The following is a 24,793-nucleotide window of genomic DNA, read 5'->3' as shown; positions in this document are numbered from 1 at the left end:
GCTATATATGTAATCGTTTGATTTAAATAGACAATTGTGTTGATATTTGTTAAATCTATTTGCACAATTTGTACCGATGGTATCTGGTTTACGTTAGTTGTCTTGTGTAGCTCGTGATTTCAGTATTAGCGATGCATACGCACTTGTTTTTTGGCATTGCTGCAAGACTACAACCCAAAATCACAGTACAGCTATGAGGCTTTTGGTTACCAGCTTACTTCCATGACTTTATCGAAGTAGGCTTGCAAAATATATGATTAAAAACGTCGATTTTGATTAATTAAGACTTTTGTAATAAATTTAAAGCACTCTGTAAAACTGGAAGTTACAGAAAACAAATATTCAGTACTAACTCTAATAACAAATAAATTACTCAAATTGACAACTATCTTGCGGGGCATGATTTTAGCCGTGTTTTTGTTTATCTTGGATAGCAGAACACCGCGAGCGCAGTCAATTTAATCCATATACTATAATCATTAATATCAAGTTCGGCTAATTACTTACAATATGGTTAGTCTTTTTGATAATTCGTAGTTGGTAGTTGGTAATTGGTAGTTGGTAATTTAGGAAGAGGTGAACAGTTTGTTTTTCTTCCCATTACTCATTCATGCTGAGCGTAACCGAAGCATTATCAACCTTCACAGATATCATAAGTATTCAACCGGACATGATATAACAGATGGAAAATCAACTTGTATTTGATACTCGCAGCAATTGTTTTGATAGGACTGCTTGCTCAAGCTTATAAACTGCTATAAAGAGAAAAATCAGCCATCAAATGAACGAAGTACAAGCAATTTTAGAAGGCTTTGAGTCAAGTCAAAAAAGTGGTGAAATTACTTTCCTTGCCACTGTAGTCAAAACTCAAGGTTCAACCTATCGCCGACCGGGTGCTAAAATGTTGATGACAAATACAGGTCGGACGATCGGAACAATTAGCGCTGGTTGCTTAGAGAACGATGTATTTGAGCATACTCAACAACGAATGTCGGACGGCAAACCAATTGTTGTTACTTACGATAACACCGCCTCTGAAGATATTCTTTGGGGCTTTGGTTTAGGCTGCAATGGGACAGTGCAAGTTCTCATCGAACGTCTTGAGAGAGAAAGTACACCGAATGCGATCGCTTTTATAGAGGAGTGTTTTGATAAAAAACATTTAGGTATCATTGCTACAGTCTTTTCTTTGGAAGGTGCAGTCAAGGTCAAACTTGGGTCGCGTTTACTGCTGTATCCAAATGGTAAAGTTATTACTGATATCAAAGACAAAAATTTAATTCAATCTCTGATTGCAGATACTCAAGCAGCCTTTGGCGATCAAAAGTCAAGGGTAAATAAATATCAGTTATCTTTAAGCAGTGTAGAAGTTTTCATTGAAGTCATCCAACCACCCACACCTTTAGTAATATTTGGTGCAGGTTATGACGCTGTACCCGTAGCACAGTTTGCTCAAGCATTAGGTTGGGACGTTACTGTAGTCGATTGTCGAGCTGATGAGGCAACTAAAGAGCGATTTCCAACAGCTTGTAATGTGATTCTTAGTCGGCGAGAAATTGTACAAAAACAGGTATTTATAGATAGCTACACGGTTGCTGTAGTGATGACACATAATTACCTTGACGATGTGGAAATTTTGAAAATGTTGTTGCCATCTCCTGCACACTACATAGGAGTTTTAGGTCCAAAGGTACGTACTCAAAGATTGCTAGAAGATTTAAGCTTGCAAGGAATAGTTTATACTCCCGAACAATTAACAAGATTGCATGGGCCTGTTGGGATTGACATCGGAGCAGATACACCTGAAGAAATAGCGATCGCCATTATTGCTGAAATTCAAGCAGTGCTAACAAACCGCAGTGGTAATTTTCTTAGAAATCGCAATCAACCAATTCACCAATCTAATGAAAGTAACTCTAAGTTGCTAGTTACTAGATAGTTTTTCTTGATTATGGAATTTAACACCGAGCAAATAAACAATGATAAATCAACCATCGCTATTATGATTCTTGCTGCTGGTGCATCCACTCGTATGGGTACACCCAAACAACTATTGCTTTATCAAAGACGTAGTTTTTTGCAATACATTATAGAAATGGCGATCGCTTCGGTTTGTCAACCTGTGGTAGTAGTACTTGGAGCCAATGCAGAACAGATTCATCCCCAAATTAAACAACTTCCTATTAAAGTCGTAAAAAACTTGGATTGGGCTTGTGGAATGAGTTCTTCAATCAAAAGTGGTATTGAATTGTTAAATAATCTTCCTCAAAAGATTGAAGCAGTAGTTATTACAGTTTGCGACCAGCCATTTGTTTCCCACCAAATTATTAATCGACTTGTTGATGCTTATTATTCGACAAAAAAACCGATTATCGCTTGTGAATATGCCGGAACATTAGGTGTACCCGCTCTATTTAATCATAATTTTTTTTCCGAACTTGCTGCCTTAAAAGATTCTGGAGCAAAAAAACTTATTCATAATAACCTCAATCAAGTATTTTCTATTCCGTTTCCTCTAGGAAATATCGATATTGATACCCCCAAGGATTACGAACAATTGCTATCAACTATCAAAGCAGCAGGAAACTTAGAAGATTTTGAGCACTTACTGAGCCATGAATCTACTCAAACCACAAAACAAGCAATTGAGTAGGAATAGATAGATAAACAGCTTTTTTTGCTTTTGCCTATTGCCTTCCTACGCAAATAAGTTATCCAAATCAAAGCCGATTCCTATATATTGAATCAAAATACCACTCACACTTGAGGATGCTGGGCGCATGATTGCTAGACCGAAAGTTTTTATTGATGGGGAATCGGGAACCACAGGTTTACAGATTTATTCACGCCTCAACCAACGCGATGACATAGAGTTAGTTAGCATTGAGATATCTAAACGAAAAGATGCAACTGAGCGAGCTAAACTGATTAATGCCGTAGATGTTGTGATTCTCTGCCTACCTGATGACGCCGCCCGCGAAGCTGTTAGCTTAGTTAGTAATTCTAGCGTTAAAATTCTTGATGCTAGTACTGCTCATCGCACAGCCCAAGGCTGGGTATATGGCTTCCCCGAACTCAATCCAGGACAGCGAGAAAAAATTGCTAGCGCCCAGTTTGTGAGTAATCCCGGCTGTTATCCCACGGGATTCTTGGCTTGTATCCGGCCGTTGATTGCCAAAGCACTTTTAAAAACTGACTTTCCCATCACCGTGAATGCAGTGTCAGGTTATTCTGGTGGTGGCAAAAATCTGATTCAAAAATATGATACTTTCCACAAACAGCAAGCCGGGGGAGAGTCGCTTTATCCCTATGGCATTTACGGCTTGCAGTTTGGGCATAAACACGTTAAGGAAATGCATTATTATTCGGGGTTAGCATCGCCGCCGCTATTTGTACCGTCAGTGGGGGATTTTGAGCAAGGAATGTTAGTACAAGTGCCTTTGCCCTTGGGGATTTTGGATAATCCACCATCAGGTAAGGTAATCTATGAAGCGATCGCTGACTACTACCAAAGTGAAAAGTTTGTCCAAGTTGCTCCATTGGCAGAACCTACGCTTCTCAGAGACGGAACGTTTCTAGATGCTAAGGCAATGAACGACACCAACTTTGTTCAAGTTTTTGTTTTCGCGAATGATGCTACCAAAGAAGTCTTGCTAGTTGCTCGTCTTGATAACTTGGGTAAAGGCGCATCCGGAGCCGCAGTTCAAAATCTCAATATCATGTTGGGCTTTCCAGAAGAGTTGGGATTGTGACGAGGGTTGGGGGGTGGGAAGTAGAGAGATGTGGTTCGGCTTCGCGGTAGTTGAGTTTCGACTTCGCTTAACTACCGCATAGTCGAAACTCACCAACTGGGAGATGAGAAGACTAACAGGTAAAGAAAATAATTCCTAACTCATCAGTCATCAATCAACAGTCAATACTCCCCATTCGGATTATTTTGCTTTTTCTTTTAGTTTTTTAAATAATTTAATTACATGATGTTCAAATCCTTTATGGCGTTGTTCAACTGATTCAATCAACGGTTTATCAAAAAGATTCAGGACATTGTTACCTAATTGAATACCTAAAGGTTTTAAATGCCCGCCTGTCAAACTTTCCCGAAAATCTGGCTGTGGTTTTTGAAAAATTTTAAAAAACCAATCACAGGTTGATTTAGCAATATTATCTGATTGGAAACACACTAAACCCATAATATTGAATAACTCGCTATCCTTGATTAAGTTATGGGTTTCTTCAATGGTTGGTTTGACGCCCAAACCTAGATTATCGATGATATCTGCTAGAAATTGAGGGCGAATTGCGCTAGCTGTGCTAGTAATAGCAGGTGCTAATAAAATAGAAATCTGTCCTTTAATAAAGATGCTGTTAATTTTGACTTCTCGGCCTACATAACTACGAATTAATTTCTGAACTTCTTTAATTTTTTGTTTGAGTTCCTCAACAAGAATATTAATGTCTGCAATTATACTTTCGATTTGTGACTCATCTGAAGTATCAGATAGGAGATTACGAATAAACTGTTCTCTAGCTTGAGTTTCCGGAGGTAAAGCAGTAAATCCTTCTAATAAGGAAATATATTTACAGCCAAGGCTATGTCCAATCCAAGAAAAGTTTTTATCGTTTAGATACGCTTCATAATCGTATCCTTCAACAGTTGCCATTCTCACAAGTTCTGGTAGGATTTCATATTGCTCTCTCATGAGAAAACCAGCTTCTACATAATGATTAAAACTGAAATTAAATGGTAGAATAATAATTGTATATCCCTGCTCATATAAAGATTGCAGCAGATAACGATAGAAAAACATGGGGAAAAACGTACCAAAGAAAGCCCCTGCAATAAATTGAATTACTCCTTTCGGCTGTGGATGAAGGGCAACCCAACTATGAGAAACTGATTTAAATCTCAGTTTTAGATTCATATCTACCTTGACTAATTTGTAAGTATATGCTTAATCTCCACACTGAAGTTGCTGCTTTTCGGAATTTTTTGCAGATATTTTTGCACAACTAAGATATTTCGCTATTCACAGCGGTAATCTTTTAGTGGTTCTCAGTCAAGGTATGAGACTGGCAAACATCGTATCGCGATCGCAACGAATCGCTCTCAACGTTTGATACCAATTTTAACGCCATTGTTGATTGCGATCGCAGCTGCATTACTCGTTGGTGCAATCCTCGTAGTGCAGACATGCCGATGACTGTAGTTTACGCGATTAAGGCATTGACTGTATTGTTTATAATTAATTAAAAATCTAAAAATTTGACAACAAATATCTAAAAATTTGACAAATTTATCAAAATATTATCTATCTCTATATCATCATTTTAGCAACTTTTGACTCTATTATATAAGATTTTAGTCAATTTTTTTCAGTTATTGGATAAAAAAATCTATAGGTTTGATAAATCTATCAAAACATTTTTCATTGCTCTTATCAGTTAAATCACATAAATTGTAAATGTGAGTAGCATGGGTTAACAATTGGTTATCTTGACTTTATAAGATAAACAAATAACCAGAGCTACTAACTATTTTACTAACAAAAAATCGCCGAATAGACTTAGTTTTGTCTTTTGATGTAGCTGTAGAAATTTGATTAAATTTGGGAAAAGCTAATCTGATTGAAAGCTTACTGAATACAGTTTTGATTTCAGTCGTACCTAGCAACATTCAAATTAGATTTCTATAGGATAGTAAGATTTTTATGTTAAAAATTAGGAGGATTAGCACAGATGGCAGATTCAATTAATGGTAGTGGCGGTAACTCCTCTACTGGTGGGGACAATCCTATAAAAAATTCACCCTTCGGTCGCCTGAGTGAAGTTCTCACTGACGAACAACTCTCCAAGTTATTTAGTGGTGTTGGTAATGGAGAAGGTGGCGGTAATCCATTCGGTGGCAGTGGCAGTAAGCCGGATTTACCATATGATGGTAATCCTTTCGCTGGTGACAACTTTTGGAATATCTTTGCAGGCGGTGTAAATCCATCAGCTGGAGGTAGCGGCCGCGACCCTTTGACTGGTGCTGGTGCTGGCAGCCAAAGCACTACTATCAGCACAACTGAAATACCCGACGGGTTCGGTTTAAGAGTTACTATTGACAGCCTGATTAACTCAAGATTAAGCAAAGAACTAGGTGATGGCAAAATCCCATCATTCGATCCTAGTAAAATACCGTCGTCTGGTGGTGGATTCGATCCTAGTAAAATTCCATCATTTGGTAGTGGTGGATTCGATCCTAGCCAAATTCCATCATCTGGTGATGGTGGATTCGATCCTAGTAAAATTCCATCATTTGGTAGTGGTGGATTTGATCCTAGTAAAATTCCATCATTTGGTAGTGGTGGATTCGATCCTAGTAAAATTCCATCATTTGGTAGTGGTGGATTCGATCCTAGCCAAATTCCATCATTTGGTGGTGGACAAATTCCATTCGCTTAATAAAGACAGTAATTATAATCCTTGAGTAAATCAGTAGAGTGACACAAGGAAATAAACAATAATGATTTTTTCAGTACATACTATGCTAATTAGCTATGTTATGCACTGAAACTTTTTACTATAAAAGACTTTAGCAAAATTTTCTCTCAGGTTCACAATCAAGAAAATTAAAGCCTTGATTTAAATAAATTTTAGGTTAAAAACAAATAGGAGAATTAATGTCAATGGAAGCATTTGCTATCAATTCTATAAATAATGAAGTTAACACCTTGAATGCAAATGGTAGTAACAACCTGTATAACGCTAATTCCTTTGCTGCCAATGGCAGTTTATATACTGAAGGCAGTCAATTGACAGGTGGTAACAATCTGTTTATAGGTAACGGTGGCGGAACTATTCCAGGTAGCGGTATCAACCCCTTTGCTGGCGAAGCTGGTGGTAAGCTTCAGCAATTAATTTTTGACCGCTTAAAGCTAATTCTAGGTGACAATTTTTTTAAAGACATTGACAAGACATTGGCTGGAGGTAGCAACCCGTTTTTAACCGGTGGCAATCCCATTTTAGATAGTGGAAATGTGCATGACCAATCGCCTTTCGATCCGTTAAGAGAAGTCCTTGGTAATAATATACCCTTTAGTAACAGTGGAAATACATCTAATATTGGTAGTCCACCGTTTAATCAAGATAACGCACCTATTGGTAATGCTAACAGGAACTTCGGTAATAATAACGCGATCATTGGTAATTTTAACTCTGATTATGGCAATGACAGCGCAACCATTGGTAATGGCAACTGGAACTTTAATAACGACAACGCAACCATTGGTAATGGTAACTGGTTATTTGCAAAAGATAACACAACCCTTGGTAATGGCAACTGGTATTGGGACAACGGAAGTAACAACGCAACACTAGGAAATGGCAATTGGCACTTTGGGACTGACAACTCAACCATTGGAAACGGCAATTGGCACTTTGGTGATGACAATACAAGCTTAGGAAATGGTAACTGGGATTTTGGTAGTAATAATACAATTATTGGCAATGGTAACTGGGTTTTTACCAGTGGAAATACAATCATTGGCAATGGTAATTGGCTAGAAAATAGTGACAACACAACTATTGGAAACGTCAACAGCCCAGAGTTATTTTCGCAAGGAGTCAGAACTGATGTTAACAACCTGATTGACTCCCTTATAGGTAGAATCGGTCAAGATTTTACTGTGTTAACAGGAGATTTTGATGTATCAAGTACCCAGACGTATAATCGGCTTATCTCTTCTAGAAGTAATAATATTAGTGACAGCGACATATCTAACAATATTCAGCGAGTTTTGGCATCACTCAGTATGATTCCTGGAAATCAGCCTGTGCAAAACCCTCAATCTGTCCCAGAATCCACTTCTTCAGTGCCGCTATTAGTAATGGCGGTTGTGTGTTTGCTGTTGTCAATTTTTAAGAAACAACAACACTGTTAAAGTCAATTATCCCAAGCTGCTAAAAATTTACCTACTTATTTATTTATAGTTATTTCACTTGCAAATAATAACTACTTGGTTGTCATTTTTTTCAAGATGGCAAATTAATTCACGTCTTTTCACTAGAATTTGATAGTAATTTGTTCGCGGACGACATCTTTACCTGAGAGTTGCTGTTCTGCAAGTTCCCGATTTGATATTAGAATTAATTCTATCGCTTCCCGTAGGCTTTCTCTAGCTTCTTCCAGAGTTCTTTCTTGTACATTTACACCAGGTAACTCTTGAACGTAGCCAATATACCAGTCTTCTAGCTTTTAAAATACAAGAGAATCCTGTTATCTTTATAACATCGGATTTTCTAAACTGTCACACCCTCTAACTCCTCATCTGTCAACTCATACAATTGGCGCAATTTATCTAACTTATCATCATCAGCTTGCCAAAAACCACGCCCATGCGCCTCCAACATTCTGCCTACAATATTGCGGAAAGCTTCTGGATTTGCTTTGCGTAATTTTTCTGCCATTTCTGCATCTAAAGCATAAGTATCAGCCGCTTGGTTATATACCCAATCATCAGTAAAATCGGCAGTACCGCCCCAACCAATTAAAGCTGTCATGCGTTGGGAAATTTCAAAAGCACCACCCGAACCTTGATTTGACATTGCTTCGGCCCATTTGGGATTTACTAATTTACTGCGATATTCGATTCTGAGTAAATCATCTAAATTGCGGGGTGTAGTATCTTTTGAGAAACTTTCCACAAAACTGGTTGTAACTTTATTACCGCGTTGTTTTTCTGCTGCCTTTTTCAAACCGCCAGTATTAGCGTAATATTCTTGAATATCGGTTAAGCCATATTCTACAGAATCGATTTCTTGGATAATGCGATCGCTTGTTTTTAATAATGTATTCAAAACTTCTGGTCTAGCTTTACCTTTATCTTCTCTACCATAACTAAATACATTCCGACTTTGCCAAGTATTGCCTAACTCCTCGCCAGATTCCCAGTTACCATCAACTACTCTATCATTCACCAAAGAACCAAAATCACCTGCCGGATTAGAAAACAATCTCGCCGATGCATTTTCTACACCTTGGGCTTGCAAAACTAAAGCGTGTTTTCTAATAAAATTTCTATCTTCCGGTTCATCAACATCAGCCGCCCGTTGAAATAAATCATCCAACAATTCGATGATATTGACAAAACTATCTCGAAAAATTCCAGATAAATTTCCTAACACATCAATCCGCGGATGTCCAACCTCAGCCAAAGGTTTTAATTCATAACGAACAATTCGCCCAGTTCCTTCCTTAACAGGTTCAGCCCCCACCAATTCCAATAGAATTCCTAAAGATTCACCTTTTGTTTTAATTGCATCCAATCCCCATAACATCACCGCCACCGTTTCTGGGTACTTACCATGTTCTTGTAAATGCTGGGCGATAATTTTTTGAGCAATTTCTCGTCCCCGTTCATAAGCCCCAGGTGAAGGCATTCGATAAGGATCTAAAGCATGAATATTTCTCCCAGTTGGTAATACACCAACGCCATCCCGCAACAAATCTCCACCAGGCGCAGGCGGAATATATTCTCCATTCAATCCCCTTAATAAATTTGCTAATTCATCTGTAGATTGCATCAACAAATCTTTGATTAGTCTTTCTTCTTCTCTTTCTTCTCTGCGTCTGTGTGATTCGTCTCCAAAATAAGCCTCTAAATACGAAGCTAATTCTTCCTCACTTGGCTTTTCTCCCAATGTATGCAACCCAGAAGAAAATAGGCGATTTTCTAAAACTTGTAAATATTCGTATAATTCCACTAAATAATCTTCAAAAGCATGAGTACTAAACATCCGAATATTTTCCGGAGAAAAGGAAATACCCAACTTTTTCGCATCTTCAAACGGACAATCTGCATCTAAACCCGTATCCAGAATTTTTTTACAAATTGCTTCTTTGAGGGCATAATTTTTTTGTGGGTCTTCACGATACTCTGAGATTAAATCTCGCAATGCCATTAATTCCTTATATAAACCTGCCCGACCATAAGGCGGTACATTGTGAGAAATTAATACACCATAACCGCGACGTTTTGCCAAAATTGACTCGGAAGGATTATTTGCCGCATATATATATAGATTAGGCAAATCTCCTAACAAAATATCCGACCAAGAATAACCAGTATTCCCCAAAGGAGAACCAGGCAGCCATTCCACCGTACCATGCATTCCAAAGTGAACTATAGCATCAGCTTGAAACTCGTTTTGCAACCATTTATAATAAGCAGCATATTGGGGATGGGGAGTTAAATCGCGTTCAAACATTAAGCGCATCGGGTCGCCTTGTATTCCCAAAGGTGGTTGTACACCTACCCAGACATTGCCTAATTGCACACCACCAATTTGAAATTCATCGCCATAGGTTTTAATACCAGTTGCCGTCAAAGATTTCCATTGTTTTTCAATGCGAGATGTTCGCAGATATCCCAGCCATTTTTCTAATGTGCGGACGTTCACAGACGTAGGGATATTATCTGAGTCATTTAAAGTTTCGTCTGCTTCTTTTACCCAGCGAATCAATTCTTCACCGTCTTCTGGTAAATCTGCAATGTTGTAACCTTGTTCTTTGAGTGCAGAAAGAAACTTCAAAAGACTACGCGGGACATTTAATAATGCAGCTGTGCCCACAGCACCGTAACCTGGGGGGAAGCCATATAGAATAATTGCAATCTTGCGTTCCGATGCAGGTTTTTGCCGTAAAGCCACCCAGCTTTTGACTCTACCAATTAATCGCTGCACCCGTTCGGGAACCAAATAAATATTTTCACCCACTAAACCGCCGAGGGGAACAGTATCAATTGCACCATCCAATTCTGGTAAAGCATACAATACTACACTTTGCAAGCCGCCGACACCTTGGCGCGTCCACGAGTAAATATCTTGAATTAAGAGTGGTGCTGCAACAATATAAGGTAGATTTTTAGCAGTGAGGATGCGCTTTGCTACATCTACCTGACGCCCTGCTTCCATCGAACCAGCCGGGCCACCCACCAGAGGAAAGCCGATTGTTGAAACGATCGCATCCACCTTCACTGCTTCAGTTGAAAGTGAGGGAGTCTCAATATTACCTAATTCTCGTTGCTGAGTTTCGTAGTCGGTTGTCATCCAGTCTCGTACCGCTACGTGTCCTTCCACACCGTTGATGAAAATCGGCAAAGGAATTAATCCAGCTGATTCAAAATGCCGAATCAGTTGCGGAATATAAGGTTGTTTAGTAATAACGTGTTTGCGATAAAGTAAAATTCCAATAACAGGTCTTGTAGAGACGCGATTGATCGCGTCTGCGTCTTTAAAATAGGTTTTATACCATTCCAAATATTCACGCGGCGATACAAAAAACCCTGAGTAGTCGGGATGGAGTAACCCCATATTCGGGGTTTCGATTGGTGGCGGAATCTCGCCAACTTTTAAATCCAAGTATTTTTCTGCCAGTGTCCAGAATAATGAAGCGACGTTTTCTGAACCGCCAGCATTCCAGTAACCATAGATAATTAACCAGTTGCGTAAGTCTTGGACTTTTTGCACTGGTACGTATTTGAGGAGTTTCGGCCCAATTTTTAAGAAGCTAATGTAACCAGCGAGTTTGTCTTCTTCTCGTCCGTTGCTAAATTTGTCGAGGATGAATTTAACGGGTTTGGGCATTCCTTTGGGTTTATCGCCAATGGCAAAGTTACCCAGCTTGTTTAAACTCATCAATTCCAAGGCTGACTCAAATACCAGTCGAATGGGAATTTGGGCAAGGCGATCGCGTAACCACACAACTTGGTCATAATCGAATAGTAAGCTGCCGAAAAACACATCCGCCCCATCGAGTGCTGCTTCTACTTCTAGGCGTTTGGTTGTTAGATCGCGATCGCTAAATACCCGAATATCCAACTGCGAACAACCAGAGTTAGCCAAAAAAGCCGCTTTTCTGTACAAATCGGCGTTAAACGATTCAAACCCAGCAATCAAGACGATGCGTTTCATGCACGTAAGCGAAGAAATATTTCTTTACTTAAATTTTAAACGTGCTTTCAGACTGATTGTTAAATATCTACCGACATATTTCTGTGAGTAGAAGCAAGAGTTTTCGATCTAATGGCGTTATTAGTGGAGCAAGAGATAGAAGCGCGAAAAGGTAAAAATTCGACTCATTCTTTAAAATCAGATGATTTAGAACGGCTGTACGATGCCAGAGAAATTTTATTAGAAAATCTTGACAATCCTCAGCATTCCTGTAAGCTTCTTGATAATAATTATTAATTATCAATCAAGTCAGGTTCAGCAAGTTGGTGTTTGAGGAGTTGTGATGAAGAGTTGGTGGTTATCTAACAGTTTTCAGTTGTGGCTGGCGCTGAGTCTATCAGGATGTTTGAGTGTTTTGGTTATTGTGCCTGTGTCAGCACAAGTTAAATCAGATACCCAACCCTTACTAGTGCAGTCGTCTACACCACAAATAACACCTGCAACAGAAATAGTACCAATCACAGGAGTTAAGGCAAATCCCACTGATAAAGGTGTGGAAATAATTTTAGAGACAACTGCTGGGACTCAACTGCAAGTTACAAATCGCAGTGCTGGTAATAATTTTATTGTTGATGTATCTGGCGGGCAATTGCGTTTACCATCGGGCAATACTTATACATTTGGTTCCGAGAAACCGCTTGCGGGAATTACACAAATAACAGTAACGAATATTGATGCAAGTACTGTACGGGTGACGGTGGTTGGTGTTGCAGCTATACCCACGGTTGAGTTATTTGATGATGATGCAGGACTGGTTTTTGCGGTAGCTTCCACTGCGACGGCGACTTCTCCACAACAGCCGCCCCAAACACCCCAAGCTAATCAGCCTCTAAATCAGACACAGCCAAAACCATCAACAAGTGATGAACCGATTGAGTTGGTGGTCACAGGTGAACAGGATACTTATCAAGCAACAGATGGCTCAACTGCTACTAAAACAGATACTCCATTGCGTGACATTCCACAGTCGATTCAAGTCATTCCAACCCAAGTGCTACAAGACCAGCAGGCGAGAAACCTGGCAGAAGCGGTAAGAAACGTACCCGGTGTTGCACAGGGAGATAATTCACCAACCCGTGGAAGTTTTGAAATTCCTTTAATCCGAGGCTTTGATTCTCGTGGCGATATCCAGAGAAACGGGTTAAGAGACACGACTTATGAATTTCAGGGTTTTGATACGGCTGGTCTCGAACGAGTTGAAGTGCTCAAAGGACCTGCCTCTGTTCTCTACGGTCAGGGTTCATTGGGAGGTGTCATTAATTATGTCACTAAACAACCCCTGAGCGAACCATACGCAGCAGTGGAAGCCTCTGCTGGCAGCTTCAACTTCTATCGCGGTGCAATAGACCTTTCGGGTCCACTCAATCCCAGCAAGACGGTGTTGTATCGTCTCAACCTCGCGGGTCAGACAACCGAAAGTTTCCTGGATTTCTACGATCAACAGAGATACTTTGTAGCACCTGTTGTTTCCTGGCAAATCAGCGATCGCACCAAGGTTGCTTTTTCCGGCGAATATCAGGTTCGACCCCAAAAGTTTGGTCAGATTGGTATTCCCGCTGAAGGCAGTGTCCTACCCAATCCGAATGGAACAATCCCGCGCGACCGTAACATATCGGAGCCATATGCTACAATCGATACAAGTGCCCTCCGCTTTGGTTACGATCTCGAACATCGTTTTAGCTCAAACTGGCAGCTACGCAATGCTTTTGGATTTTCGTCGTTTCAACGGTACAAAGTTTGGGTCTATAGCACGGCATTAGAGGACGATGAACGTACTTTAGATAGAAACTACCAAGCAGGTAGAGATGACCTAAGATCCTATAATGTTGACACTTATGTAGTAGGTAAATTTGCCACAGGCAGCATTAGGCATCAACTTGTCACAGGTGTTAATTTCACCAAGTTTACTAATGATGTTAACAATACTTTCCGCCCAATTGCTGCCCTTGACCTGTTTGACCCGGTATACGGTAGTCAGCCAGGTCCGATTACCCGCAGGGCTGAATCTTTCTCCTCATCAGATGCACTGGGCATTTATGTTCAAGATCAAGTTACACTGGCTGATAATCTGAAACTGGTATTGGGCGGGCGGTTTGATACCTTCAGCGAGAAGGACGAAGATCGGCTGAACAATACTGAAGAAACGTTTTCTGACGATGCCTTTAGTCCCCGTGTTGGTCTGGTCTATCAACCGATTCCTGCAATTTCGCTGTATGCTAACTACAGTCGTTCCTTTACTCCAAACACTGGAACTGCTTTTGACGGCAGTACATTTCAACCGGAACGTGGCACTTCCTATGAAGTTGGAATTAAAGGAGATATCGGCAATAGACTTTCTGCGACACTTGCCTACTACGATTTGACACGTTCCAATGTCTTGACCACCGATCCACAGAATCCTGACTATTCCATCCAAACCGGGGAGCAAGGCAGTAAGGGGGTTGAACTCAGTCTTGCTGGTGAAATCTTACCCGGATGGAACATTATTACAGGTTATGCTTACACGGATGCAACAATTACTAAAGATAATGATTTACCAGTTGGTAACCTGCTGAACAATGTGCCCAAACACAGGTTTAACTTATGGACAAAGTACGAAATCCAATCTGGTGGCTTCAAAGGTTTTGGCTTTGGCTTAGGGTTATTCTACGTTGGAGAACGCCAAGGAGACTTGGAGAATACCTTCACTTTACCTAGTTATTTCCTGACTGAGGCGGCTATCTTCTATAAGCGAGACAGATTGCGGGCAGCAGTTAATTTTAAGAATTTGTTTGACGTTGACTATTTTGATTCTGCTTTGAATCGGCGGAATCTTTTTTATGGCGATCCGTTCACAGTGCAGGGCACGATTTCTTGGGAGTTTTGACGGGAGCATCGACTTTTGCTTACTGCTTTGCTGAGTTATTTGTTGGTCGCTCTTTTTGCTAAGAGACACTATTTCTTAACAACAGTTGAGGTATGACCATTCGTCTAAGGGACAGAAAATAATATCAAGTTGGGGCGATCGCTCAAATTCCTGTATTCTCCTATATAGAGCTAGATACAAATAATTATCAACTAGCAAGCTGTATTTGGAAAATCTGGTTGAGTGTGGAGTGATGATAAATCAGTTGCAACAAGTGGTGTTGATCGTAAGTACCTTGTTCGTATTGGGCATTCAGGCTGGGTTGGCACAAACGCAACAGCAGAAATCTGCCTTAGCTAATATCCCTACTATCCGAGAACTCAAACGGACGCTCACTAGCACCGAAATTTTAGTGCAGTCGCCAATATCAGAAGTTGTACAAGTTACTGGAGTTAAAGCAAATCCCACCGATAAAGGTGTGGAAGTGATTTTACAGACAATCAAAGGCGAACAACTACAACTAATAAATCGCAGTACTGGCAATAACTTTGTTGTAGATGTTCCCAATGCTCAACTAAGGCTGCCTAGTGGCGATGGATTTACATTTCGTTCCCAAAAACCAATAGCGGGTATTACACAGATAACGGTAACAAATTTTGATGCCAATACTATCCGGGTGACAGTGACAGGTGAAGCAAGTGTGCCAACTGTTGAATTGTTTGACAGTCCCAATGAGGGTCTGATTTTCAGCGTAGCCAGTACTGCACAAACAGCGCAACAGCCGACGCAACCACAAACACAACAACCACCAAACCAGACACAGCCAGAACCATCAGCTAGTGGTGATGAACCGATTGAGCTTGTGGTGACGGGCGAACAAGATGGATATCGCGCACAGGATGCGTCAACCGCAACTAAGACAGATACTCCTCTACGTGATATTCCGGCTTCGATTCAAGTTATTCCCCGCCAGATAATTGAAGACCGTGCTGTTACTCAAGTTAATCAAGCACTACAAAATGTTAGTGGTGTCAATGCTTCTGTTTATCAAGGTGTTACCGAACAAATTAATATTCGCGGTTTTGATACTGGTAGCTATTTTAAAAATGGTAGTGCAAACCCTTTTCAATATGACCTAGTTACGACAGATAATTTAGAGCGGATTGAGGTATTAAAAGGGCCTGCGGGTGTTTTATTTGGACAGGGATCTCCCGGTGGAATCGTCAACCTAGTCACCAAAAAGCCACTGAACGAACCTTACTACAACTTATCATTCTTGGCGGGTAGTTTCGGTTTGTATCGACCTTCCTTGGATATTTCTGGGCCATTGAACGCAGAAAAAACCCTTTTATATCGCTTTATCGGCTCTTACGAGCAAAGCCTCAGTTTCCGCGATGGAGTCAACCGCGAGAGTTATTTCTTCACGCCAACCGTGCAGTGGAACATTTCACCCGCGACAAAATTAACAGTGGAGTTTGAGTTTATCGATGCTGATACTTCAGTCGATCAAGGTATTCCCTCCATTGGTCGGGGAATTGCAGCGATTCCAATTTCGCGCTATTTCAGTGAAACCGATGGGATAAACGAACCTTTTGGTAAAAATAGCGTTCGCAAGTATAACTTGACTACCACATTAGATCATCAGTTGAGCCAGAATTGGTCAGTTCGCAATACCTTCTTTGCTAAGTGGTTTAATCTTGGTCGCCTCTATCCAATTTTCGCAAGTTTGAATGAAACAACGGGAGAGTTGACGCGTCGTACCTATGCTGGGGAAGGTCTTTACCGCAGTTATTTCAATAACTTAGATATCCTGGGTAACTTCAAGACTGGTTCCATACAGCATAAGTTGTTAACTGGGTTTGAGTATGGCAAGGAAATTAACACAGACTTGAAGTTTGCAATTGGCGCAAGTGGTTCGTACCCATCGATTAATATCTTTAATCCCATTCGTTCCCTTGACAGATATTCTCTGGACACGCTGACTATTACCAATAACCGGGATGAAAACTATACAACTTATGGTTTCTACCTCCAAGACCAGATTGCTTTTGCTGATAATTTGAAGTTGTTGCTAGGCGGACGATTCGATAATTATCAACGAAATCAATTTAACCGATTGAATTCAACACCCACCGAAGCCAATTTCACTGCTTTCAATCCCAGAGTCGGGATTGTCTACCAACCCTTACAACCTGTATCGTTGTATGCCTCCTTCACAAAAGGTTTTGAGCCGAGTTCTGCTGTCTTAGTAAGTGGAGATATTCCACCACCACAACGGTCAACACAATATGAAGTGGGAACCAAACTAGACTTTGGCAAATTTGGTGGAACTTTGGCTTTCTACGACATTACAAAGACTAATATTCCCACAGCCGATCTGAATAACACAGCCTTCTCTGTTTTGACCGGAGAAGTGAAAAGCCGAGGGATTGAACTAGATGTATCAGGTGAAATTTTACCAGGATTAAATGTAATTGCTGCCTATAGCTACGATGATGCTTTTGTCAGTAGCGACAATCGTACTCCTGTAGGAAATCGGTTTGCTAATGCGCCTCGTCATACTGCCAGTTTATGGACAACTTATCAACTCCAGAGAGGAGATTTAAAAGGCTTGGGATTTGGTTTAGGTGTTTATTATGTAGGCGATCGCGCTGGCGACCTTGCTAACTCCTACGAGATTCCTAGCTATCTTCGCTTCGATAGTTCAATTTTCTACCGACGGGACAACTGGCGAGCGCAACTGAACTTCCGTAATTTGTTCGACACAGAATATTATCTTGGCTCACCAAATAGCGATCGCTTAGGTGTGATTCCTGGCGCACCTTTTAGTGTTGTGGGARCGATTTCGGTGCAGTTTTGATGAGCTATTAAGTCGGCAAAAATAAAGCTGGACAGCGAAACAGAAGCATAATTACTCGCTATTTACTGTTCTGCTATGTCCGAAGGTCATACTCAATAGATAATGAAAAACTTGCAACATTGCCACCGAACTCAATCGGTAAACTGTGCTTCATACGCAAAAAAACGAATTACAACCTTGGAAAAGATAAGCTGTGCATCTGTATATTCAATTTTTTTAAGTAATTGTATTTTATCAATAACATCTTGATAATTTATCTCTTGGCTTTTTTGCTTATAGATTTCTGCTGTTTTTTTCAAATCTTCAATTACCTTATCTTTATTAAAGTTGTGTTGCGCTAGGTAACATTGCACCTTATATCTAACTGAGATTTTAAATATTAATTAACTTAGAGGAAACCAATTTAACCAAGCATCCCAATTTTCCACGATTTTGGCAAATTCTGTATAACCTCCTGCTTTGGGATGAGCGCCGTCATTAGCTCTTGCTTCATCTATCCAAATATTGGATTTTTCCAGAATTGGAAACACATCTAAATAAGGCACATTTAACTGTTGACAAATTAAAGCTAAATTTTGGGTTAAATTTCTGTTTCTTTGTCTTCTTTCAAGGTCTTCTTGTTCTGTGTATGGTGCTGGGCCAATCATTAAAACAGGATATAATTGTTGCGCTTTCCTGAAAATTTCCTCAGCATTTTTGAGTGAATCTGCTAAATCTACACGAGTTTTACCATTTTCTATTGTTGTGTCATTTAATCCAAAAGAAAATACAACMCTCCCATCATATTCTTTTGGTAAACGCAGTGATACTTCTTGTAACCAACGCTTTGCTATATCGCTACTCGTATCGCGCCTAATTCCCAAATTATAGTAAGTGATGTCATAACCTTTTTTATTAGCGTTAGCACATACCCTTCCCGTCCAACCCAAACATTCAGGGTCACCACTACCGTTTACAAAGGAGTCGCCAATAAAACAAATTCTAACTTCAGCTTGCTGTACCGAATTCATTCAAGAAATACTTCTATAATTTAAGATTTTACATGCAATAAAAGAAGAGAGGCAATTAATTTTACCTCTCTTAATAAATCAATTTTAAAGGTAACAGGCTTTTACCTTTTAACTTTTAGTATCTGCTGGGTTTGTGAACGATAAAGCTGAGAACTTGGCACTGCTTGATGTTGTCAAAACCTACAACGCGGATGTAGCAGTTGCTATATTGAGAACGGCAAGATTGAACTTCATTCAGTACTTCTTGAGTAGATCTAGCACCGAACAAAGGCAGTTTCCACATTGTCCAGAAAAATTCAGTTGGCTGAGAAGTTTCGTTAAATTCAACCGCTGGAATGTAACCTTGATTCAGAATGTACTGGACCTGCTTAGCAATTTGAGCATCAGAAAGAGGAGGCAGATAAGAAAGGGTCTCGTAACGACGCTCTTTTGGTAAAGTTTGCATGGTTGATGATAATGGGTTGCGGTTGACTTTAGTTATCACTCAGCAGTTATCAGCCAAAAAGCGATCGCTTCCGTGTTAACTGCTGACTATTCATTGCTTGGCTCTGAAGTTGTTTGCTGTTCTGGGTGCAGACTGGGGTTCGATAAATTGATTTGCGTGATGCGTTCTAAATGCTGGCGACGCTGTTCCATATTGGCTTGCTGAATGCCAGAGCGAACCATTTCCGGTAAAAATTCTGTGATTTCTTCGGCGATGTGTTCTCTAACAGTCATAATGCGCAATGCCAAATCTGGCTTTTCTCGGAACAGTTGCTCAATGTATGCTTCTCCATCATGGATTTTGTCGGCTGAAAAGTTATGCAGCCAAATTTCCAACGGTGGATTAGTTTCGCCTAGCTGTGCCAGTACTGTCTTCAGCGCCTGATATGTCAGGTAGCGTTGGAGAGTCTTAGCTGTGTCCTTCGCAATTTGCTTAATGTTCATGCTTGACCCCAGCCTTTAAAAGTTATGAGTTATGAGTTTCGAGTTATGAATTGAGTCAACTCTTAACTCTTAACTCTTAACTCTTCACTCTTAACTCAGATCAGACCGTATCCATTGCTTCAAACTCGAACTTAATTTCTTTCCACAGTTCGCAAGCAACGGCCAATTCAGGAGACCACTTAGCGGCTTCGCGGATAACGTCATTACCTTCACGAGCCAAATTACGTCCTTCGTTACGAGCTTGGATACAAGCTTCTAGTGCTACGCGGTTAGCGGTTGCACCAGGTGCGTTACCCCAAGGGTGACCAAGTGTACCACCACCGAATTGCAGTACAGAGTCATCGCCGAAGATTTCTACTAGTGCAGGCATGTGCCATACGTGGATACCACCAGAAGCAACTGCCATTACACCAGGCATAGAAGCCCAGTCTTGGGTAAAGTAAATACCCCGAGACTTGTCTTGCTCAACATAGTTTTCGCGTAACAGGTCAACGAAGCCCATTGTGATTCCACGCTCACCTTCCAGCTTACCAACAACAGTACCGGTGTGGATGTGGTCACCACCAGACATCCGCAGAGTCTTAGCCAAAACGCGGAAGTGGATACCGTGGTTCTTTTGACGGTCGATTACAGCGTGCATAGCGCGGTGGATGTGCAACAGGATACCGTTGTCACGACACCAACGAGCCAATGTGGTGTTAGCGGTAAAACCTGCGGTGAGGTAGTCGTGCATGATGATGGGCATTTTGAGTTCTTTAGCATACTCAGCCCGTTGCAACATTTGTTCGCAGGTGGGAGCGGTAACGTTCAGGTAGTGACCTTTGATTTCACCGGTTTCAGCTTGAGCTTTGTGGATAGCTTCAGCTACGAATAAAAAGCGATCGCGCCATCTTTGGAATGGTGCTGAGTTGATGTTTTCGTCGTCTTTGGTGAAGTCCAAACCACCGCGTAAGCACTCGTATACAGCGCGTCCGTAGTTCTTAGCTGACAAACCCAATTTGGGCTTAATTGTACAACCCAGCAAAGGACGACCGTATTTGTTTAACTTGTCACGCTCAACTTGAATACCGTGGGGAGGACCTTGGAAGGTCTTTAAGTAAGCTACAGGAATCCGCAAGTCTTCTAGACGTAGTGCCCGCAGAGCTTTAAAACCAAATACGTTACCTACAATTGAGGTCAACATATTGGTTACAGAGCCTTCCTCAAACAAATCTAGAGGATAAGCAACATAAGCAATGTACTGGTTATCTTCACCAGAAACGGGTTCGATGTCGTAGCAACGACCTTTGTAGCGATCTAGGTCGGTGAGCAAGTCTGTCCATACGGTGGTCCATGTACCAGTGGAAGACTCAGCAGCTACAGCAGCACCTGCTTCTTCGGGTGGAACTCCTGGCTGAGGAGTCATCCGGAATGCAGCAAGAATGTCTGTATCTTTAGGTGTGTAATCGGGGGTGTAATAAGTTAATCTGTAATCTTTAACCCCGGCTTGATACCCAGATTTGCTCTGAGTCCTCGTTTGAGCGTAAGACATATTTTATCCTTCCCACAAGTCACTCTTTTTACTTATCAAATCACGTACTGTGCAACTTTCCTTTACCCCGCTCTTTCCCCCTTGAGCAGGGAGAAAATCCGGAAAAATTTTTGTTATGAGTTACCTTCGGCAGAGGTTAGCAGTTTTTTGGCGGCGGATAATTCGGTAGCAGTGGTAACCCTACTTACCAGTATTCTCCCCTTCTAGAGGTAGACGACCTAGCGCTTCAACTCTTTACCTTTGCCTACACATCAAAATTCTTTTTTGTCTGTTTCTCGCACCCGACTAAACCTTCTCATTTTCACTAAAAAATCCGCACTTTGCAGGCAGTATTTAGATAATTCTCTCATAAACTGGGATATTCAAAGGATTGGGCTAGCTGGCATAGATTCCCGCCTCCACACTCCATTTATCTCTCCCCTCAATTGGGAAAGATACCAGAAAAGAATTTACTTGACAGAGATTTAGTTCAGTGATAAGGAAAAGATTAAAGAATTGCACACCACGTAATTTGTAGCTTGTTTCACAATATATCAAGAATTGAATAAGTTATTCTTTGAAAGTTTTTAACTTATTTATTTAAATTTGTTATTTCATAAAGATTTAAACATTTTGTTAAGAAAGATTTACAAAATGTCATCAATGGTGTGGGGCTGGGGATTGGGGACTAGGGACTGGTGACTGAGGACCGGCGAATGGTGATTAGGGACTGGTGACTAGGAACCGTGACTAGAAAATAAATATTTAGGAATACTTTCTCACTCAGTACCCAATCCCTAATCCTCAATCCCCAATCCCCAATGTTTAAAAAATTCCAGCTAGGGGAACACTGAAGTTAACTAAAAGCCAGTTTAGGTAACGGCTATGGGTAGTGTCTCCAAAGGAAATGTCATCGTGGTATTGTTTTGCAAGCGCACTAGCTTATTAATTACTTCTATCTTGCTGGGGTTAATAACTCTGCCGAGTATGGGATGGGCACAAAAAACCCCTGACATTAATTCATCTGATTTAACCCCTGCTTACTCATCTTCACCACCGCCTCCGCGAGTAGATCCTTTACCCGATGAGCGGGGAGTGCAAGAAAATTCCCCAGAAACCGATTATCGTGTCGGCAACTTACTGGCAGATGTTACAGGTAATCTTTGGATAGGTTCTTGGCGAGGACTATCGCGGATCGATCCGAAAACTGGCAAGATTGTCTCTCGTGTGAGTTTACCGAATGTTACCATTGGTGCTTTAGCCCAAGACAAAGTAGGACGCCTATGGGTAGGAAGTTACGGGGGACTGATGCGAGTAGATCCCCGCACCAGCGAAATTACCGCGCAGAATTTATTTTTGCCTTCTAGACGAGTGTTATCGCTGTTAGTTGACAAGCGGGGTTATTTGTGGGCTGGAACTGACAGTGGTTTAGCCTTAATTAGTCCCGACCAGGGCTTGATTATGACAACATTAAAAAATCTGCCTGGTGTCAGTGCTAATACCTTGACTTTGGATGCTGAAGGTCACCTGTGGGTCGGCACCCTTGATGGGATAGTGCGGGTTAATACTGCCAGTGCTGCAATTATGAAGCGAATCTCAGATTTACCGGGAACCACTGTCCAAGCCTTAGCTATCAGTCCAGAAGGTTTGATTTGGGCGGGAATGCCGAATAATTTACTAGTTATTAACCCGAAAACAGGGGCAGTGTTGCGGTCTGTAACGCGGCTGCGTGGGCGTAACGTCACAGCAGTAAGTTTTGCTAAAGATGGTAGTGTCTGGGTCGGGACTCACGATGGTTTGTTACGATTGAATCMAAATACCGGAGCTGTATTAGACGCCGAAGTTGCTGGACTTCCTTCTAGTCGAATTCTTGCCCTTGCACCTGACATCGGCAATAAATTGTGGATTGGTACTAGTGAAGGTCTAGCTTGGTTAATGCCTAAAATGAGCAGTGCAAAACCCCATCTTGCTTTCAGTCGTGCTGTTAAATGATTAGTTATTTGTCCTTTGTTTTCTATCCTTAGCAAATGATAAATGACTAATGACAAAGCGCAAAGTCTGTAGACGCTTCTGCGGCTTCCCGCAGGGTGCGGAGGTTTCCTCCGATCAGAACTTTGTAAGAGAGGACAAAACATCCAAAATCCGTCTTTAAAAGTTCAGATCGCCGGAAGCCGGCGCTCCGACTTTTTGCAAAATCTAAAATCTAAAATTGGCAATGGCAATCACTACCCAGCAATTAATTCAATGGAAACAACAGGGACGTTCAATCGTGGCGTTGACCGCTTGGGATTATGCGATCGCTCAACTCCTCGACGCAGCTGGTGTAGACTTAATCCTTGTGGGTGACTCGATGGCAGTAGTTTTAGGGTATGAAACAACTCTGCCCATAACTTTAGATGAGATGATCTACCACGCCAAAGCTGTGCGTCGAGGAGTTAAACGCGCCTTTTTACTGGTTGATTTACCGTTTTTGTCATACCAAGAAAGCATCCAACAAGCAATACATTCAGCTGGTAGAGTTTTAAAAGAGACTGGAGCGCAAGGTGTCAAGTTAGAGGGTGGTTATCCAGAAATGGTGAAGACTGTGGCTCGTTTGGTGCAAGCTGGAATTCCAGTCATGGGTCATGTCGGTTTGACGCCGCAATCATTACATCAACTTGGTTTGCGACAACAGGGTAAAACTCACGAAACGAGTGAGAGAATTTTAAATGAAGCGATCGCTCTCGAACAAGCTGGTGCTTTTGCTATGGTGTTAGAACATATACCCACAGATTTGGCAATGCAAATTACGCAAAAACTTACCATTCCCACAATCGGTATTGGTGCAGGGCTTCACTGTGACGGCCAGGTTTTAGTTACCTCAGATGTACTCGGTCTTGCAGAAAAGAATCCACCATTTGCCAAAGTTTACACCAATTTGCGACAGACGATTACTAAAGCTGTGCAAGATTACGCCTTAGAAGTACGAGAACGGAAGTTTCCCTAAACAAATAGACTTGATTTAGCAAAATATCCCACGATTTTGATTTTCTACACAGATTTGTATACCTGGTGGAGAATAATGTTAAAGCCTCTGCCCTGCTAGGCTATTCATTATTTACATATTTATTAACAATTTTTAAACCTTTATTTAACAAATTATATTCAATACTGAGGCGTTACATATATTTGAAAAATTAACACAAATAATTATCCTTAAAACTGGGTTTTATTGAATTACAAACAAACCGATAAGATAATATTTAGTAAACACACGAAATTTTGTGTCTCTACATGCCAAAATGAATACCAAAAATTGTTAACTCAAGTGTATTGAGATATGAAACTCCTACTTGATTTTTGAACTTACTTATAGACGCAGCAATAAAACAAGATTAATTGCAAGAGTGCCTCTTGCCTTAATAACTGTTAGTGAGTTATTACTATTAGATATATTAAGAAAAGTTAGCTAATCGATGACTTAAAGGGGAGAGATTCAAACAGAGGTTTTTCAGATAAAAATCAAAAGTTAGGTCTAATTTAAGTATTAAAGCGGAAACAACATAATTCACTTCTATAATTTCCGCAATTGCCACCAAGACAATTGTAGAAACCCAGTGTAGTCTTTAACTAGAAAAACAGTATCAATCAGTTACTAGAGAAAATGTCAA

Annotated in this window: 18 protein-coding genes and 1 pseudogene; 10 read left to right on the top strand and 9 right to left on the bottom strand. The window is 40.8% G+C overall.

Going from position 1 to position 24,793, the window contains the following annotated elements; all coding sequences use genetic code 11:
- The first annotated feature begins 781 nt into the window (after positions 1 to 781).
- The 3 genes from FCR06_RS16780 to argC all read left to right on the top strand — a co-directional run bounded on the left by FCR06_RS16780 (position 782) and on the right by argC (position 3,752).
- Positions 782 to 1,939, top strand: coding sequence for an XdhC family protein (locus FCR06_RS16780; RefSeq protein WP_138501650.1), 1,158 nt, complete (start codon positions 782 to 784; stop codon positions 1,937 to 1,939).
- A gap of 12 nt (positions 1,940 to 1,951) precedes the next feature.
- Positions 1,952 to 2,653, top strand: a complete 702-nt coding sequence (locus FCR06_RS16775; RefSeq protein WP_138501648.1) for an NTP transferase domain-containing protein — start codon at positions 1,952 to 1,954, stop codon at positions 2,651 to 2,653.
- 130 nt (positions 2,654 to 2,783) lie between these two features.
- Positions 2,784 to 3,752 (top strand): N-acetyl-gamma-glutamyl-phosphate reductase, encoded by a 969-nt coding sequence (gene argC / locus FCR06_RS16770; protein ID WP_138501835.1) that lies wholly within the window; start codon positions 2,784 to 2,786, stop codon positions 3,750 to 3,752.
- Positions 3,753 to 3,932: 180 nt separating this feature from the next.
- Here argC and FCR06_RS16765 read toward each other — a convergent pair whose 3' ends face one another.
- Positions 3,933 to 4,922, bottom strand: coding sequence for a DUF1350 family protein (locus tag FCR06_RS16765; RefSeq protein WP_138501646.1), 990 nt, complete (start codon positions 4,920 to 4,922; stop codon positions 3,933 to 3,935).
- Between the two features lie 121 nt (positions 4,923 to 5,043).
- The gene (locus FCR06_RS32720; protein WP_189523459.1) at positions 5,044 to 5,193 is read right to left on the bottom strand and encodes a hypothetical protein; all 150 of its coding nucleotides are present in this window, start codon (positions 5,191 to 5,193) and stop codon (positions 5,044 to 5,046) included.
- A 543-nt stretch (positions 5,194 to 5,736) separates the two neighbouring features.
- Between FCR06_RS32720 and FCR06_RS16760 the strand changes: the two genes are divergently transcribed.
- The gene (locus FCR06_RS16760) at positions 5,737 to 6,444 is read left to right on the top strand and encodes a hypothetical protein (RefSeq protein ID WP_138501643.1); all 708 of its coding nucleotides are present in this window, start codon (positions 5,737 to 5,739) and stop codon (positions 6,442 to 6,444) included.
- A gap of 218 nt (positions 6,445 to 6,662) precedes the next feature.
- Positions 6,663 to 7,922, top strand: a complete 1,260-nt coding sequence (locus FCR06_RS16755) for a hypothetical protein (RefSeq protein ID WP_223280168.1) — start codon at positions 6,663 to 6,665, stop codon at positions 7,920 to 7,922.
- Between the two features lie 122 nt (positions 7,923 to 8,044).
- Here the strand turns inward: FCR06_RS16755 and FCR06_RS34800 are convergent.
- Together FCR06_RS34800 and bchH are read right to left on the bottom strand one after the other, a co-directional pair.
- A pseudogene (locus FCR06_RS34800) lies at positions 8,045 to 8,221 on the bottom strand (type II toxin-antitoxin system HicB family antitoxin); the annotation flags it as partial.
- A 59-nt stretch (positions 8,222 to 8,280) separates the two neighbouring features.
- Complete coding sequence (gene bchH / locus FCR06_RS16745; protein ID WP_138501640.1) at positions 8,281 to 11,952, bottom strand: magnesium chelatase subunit H; 3,672 nt, start codon at positions 11,950 to 11,952, stop codon at positions 8,281 to 8,283.
- Between the two features lie 111 nt (positions 11,953 to 12,063).
- Here bchH and FCR06_RS32715 point away from each other — a divergent pair, with 111 nt between their 5' ends.
- The 3 genes from FCR06_RS32715 to FCR06_RS16735 all read left to right on the top strand — a co-directional run bounded on the left by FCR06_RS32715 (position 12,064) and on the right by FCR06_RS16735 (position 17,696).
- Positions 12,064 to 12,228 carry a hypothetical protein gene (locus FCR06_RS32715; RefSeq protein ID WP_189523458.1) on the top strand — a complete coding sequence of 55 codons (165 nt, stop codon included), beginning with the start codon at positions 12,064 to 12,066 and terminating at the stop codon, positions 12,226 to 12,228.
- 46 nt (positions 12,229 to 12,274) lie between these two features.
- Positions 12,275 to 14,857 carry a TonB-dependent receptor gene (locus tag FCR06_RS16740; protein WP_138501638.1) on the top strand — a complete coding sequence of 861 codons (2,583 nt, stop codon included), beginning with the start codon at positions 12,275 to 12,277 and terminating at the stop codon, positions 14,855 to 14,857.
- Between the two features lie 232 nt (positions 14,858 to 15,089).
- Entirely contained in the window at positions 15,090 to 17,696 is a 2,607-nt protein-coding gene (locus tag FCR06_RS16735; RefSeq protein WP_138501636.1) for a TonB-dependent siderophore receptor, read from the top strand.
- 131 nt (positions 17,697 to 17,827) lie between these two features.
- Here the strand turns inward: FCR06_RS16735 and FCR06_RS32710 are convergent, their stop codons facing one another.
- From FCR06_RS32710 to FCR06_RS16715, 5 genes are all read right to left on the bottom strand, one after another.
- The gene (locus tag FCR06_RS32710) at positions 17,828 to 17,995 is read right to left on the bottom strand and encodes a hypothetical protein (RefSeq protein ID WP_189523457.1); all 168 of its coding nucleotides are present in this window, start codon (positions 17,993 to 17,995) and stop codon (positions 17,828 to 17,830) included.
- Positions 17,996 to 18,079: 84 nt separating this feature from the next.
- Positions 18,080 to 18,706, bottom strand: coding sequence for a GDSL-type esterase/lipase family protein (locus tag FCR06_RS16730; RefSeq protein WP_138501634.1), 627 nt, complete (start codon positions 18,704 to 18,706; stop codon positions 18,080 to 18,082).
- Between the two features lie 115 nt (positions 18,707 to 18,821).
- Entirely contained in the window at positions 18,822 to 19,151 is a 330-nt protein-coding gene (locus FCR06_RS16725; RefSeq protein WP_138501632.1) for a ribulose bisphosphate carboxylase small subunit, read from the bottom strand.
- An 86-nt stretch (positions 19,152 to 19,237) separates the two neighbouring features.
- A complete protein-coding gene (gene rcbX, locus FCR06_RS16720) occupies positions 19,238 to 19,633 on the bottom strand; it encodes a RuBisCO chaperone RbcX (RefSeq protein ID WP_138501630.1) in 396 nt (131 codons plus the stop codon).
- 100 nt (positions 19,634 to 19,733) lie between these two features.
- Positions 19,734 to 21,164 (bottom strand): form I ribulose bisphosphate carboxylase large subunit, encoded by a 1,431-nt coding sequence (locus FCR06_RS16715; RefSeq protein WP_138501628.1) that lies wholly within the window; start codon positions 21,162 to 21,164, stop codon positions 19,734 to 19,736.
- A gap of 864 nt (positions 21,165 to 22,028) precedes the next feature.
- Between FCR06_RS16715 and FCR06_RS16710 the strand changes: the two genes are divergently transcribed.
- Together FCR06_RS16710 and panB are read left to right on the top strand one after the other, a co-directional pair.
- On the top strand, positions 22,029 to 23,135 hold the full coding sequence (locus FCR06_RS16710) for a two-component regulator propeller domain-containing protein (protein WP_138501626.1): 1,107 nt from the start codon (positions 22,029 to 22,031) through the stop codon (positions 23,133 to 23,135).
- Between the two features lie 223 nt (positions 23,136 to 23,358).
- Complete coding sequence (gene panB, locus FCR06_RS16705; RefSeq protein ID WP_138501624.1) at positions 23,359 to 24,129, top strand: 3-methyl-2-oxobutanoate hydroxymethyltransferase; 771 nt, start codon at positions 23,359 to 23,361, stop codon at positions 24,127 to 24,129.
- The last annotated feature ends 664 nt before the right edge of the window (positions 24,130 to 24,793 follow it).

This window comes from Nostoc sp. PA-18-2419 (assembly GCF_005869855.1).
Classification (GTDB): domain Bacteria; phylum Cyanobacteriota; class Cyanobacteriia; order Cyanobacteriales; family Nostocaceae; genus Nostoc.
The sequence above is the reverse complement of the archived record's forward strand: the minus strand, read 5'-3'. Positions and strand labels throughout refer to the sequence as shown.

Excerpts from the sequence above, each read along its gene's own strand:
- FCR06_RS16780 (WP_138501650.1), top strand. The coding sequence starts at position 782 with ATGAACGAAGTACAAGCAATTTTAGAAGGCTTTGAGTCAAGTCAAAAA.
- FCR06_RS16775 (WP_138501648.1), top strand. The coding sequence starts at position 1,952 with ATGGAATTTAACACCGAGCAAATAAACAATGATAAATCAACCATCGCT.
- FCR06_RS16765 (WP_138501646.1), bottom strand. The coding sequence starts at position 4,922 with ATGAATCTAAAACTGAGATTTAAATCAGTTTCTCATAGTTGGGTTGCC.
- FCR06_RS32720 (WP_189523459.1), bottom strand. The coding sequence starts at position 5,193 with ATGTCTGCACTACGAGGATTGCACCAACGAGTAATGCAGCTGCGATCG.
- FCR06_RS16760 (WP_138501643.1), top strand. The coding sequence starts at position 5,737 with ATGGCAGATTCAATTAATGGTAGTGGCGGTAACTCCTCTACTGGTGGG.
- FCR06_RS16755 (WP_223280168.1), top strand. The coding sequence starts at position 6,663 with ATGTCAATGGAAGCATTTGCTATCAATTCTATAAATAATGAAGTTAAC.
- bchH (WP_138501640.1), bottom strand. The coding sequence starts at position 11,952 with ATGAAACGCATCGTCTTGATTGCTGGGTTTGAATCGTTTAACGCCGAT.
- FCR06_RS32715 (WP_189523458.1), top strand. The coding sequence starts at position 12,064 with ATGGCGTTATTAGTGGAGCAAGAGATAGAAGCGCGAAAAGGTAAAAAT.
- FCR06_RS16740 (WP_138501638.1), top strand. The coding sequence starts at position 12,275 with ATGAAGAGTTGGTGGTTATCTAACAGTTTTCAGTTGTGGCTGGCGCTG.
- FCR06_RS16725 (WP_138501632.1), bottom strand. The coding sequence starts at position 19,151 with ATGCAAACTTTACCAAAAGAGCGTCGTTACGAGACCCTTTCTTATCTG.
- rcbX (WP_138501630.1), bottom strand. The coding sequence starts at position 19,633 with ATGAACATTAAGCAAATTGCGAAGGACACAGCTAAGACTCTCCAACGC.
- FCR06_RS16715 (WP_138501628.1), bottom strand. The coding sequence starts at position 21,164 with ATGTCTTACGCTCAAACGAGGACTCAGAGCAAATCTGGGTATCAAGCC.
- panB (WP_138501624.1), top strand. The coding sequence starts at position 23,359 with ATGGCAATCACTACCCAGCAATTAATTCAATGGAAACAACAGGGACGT.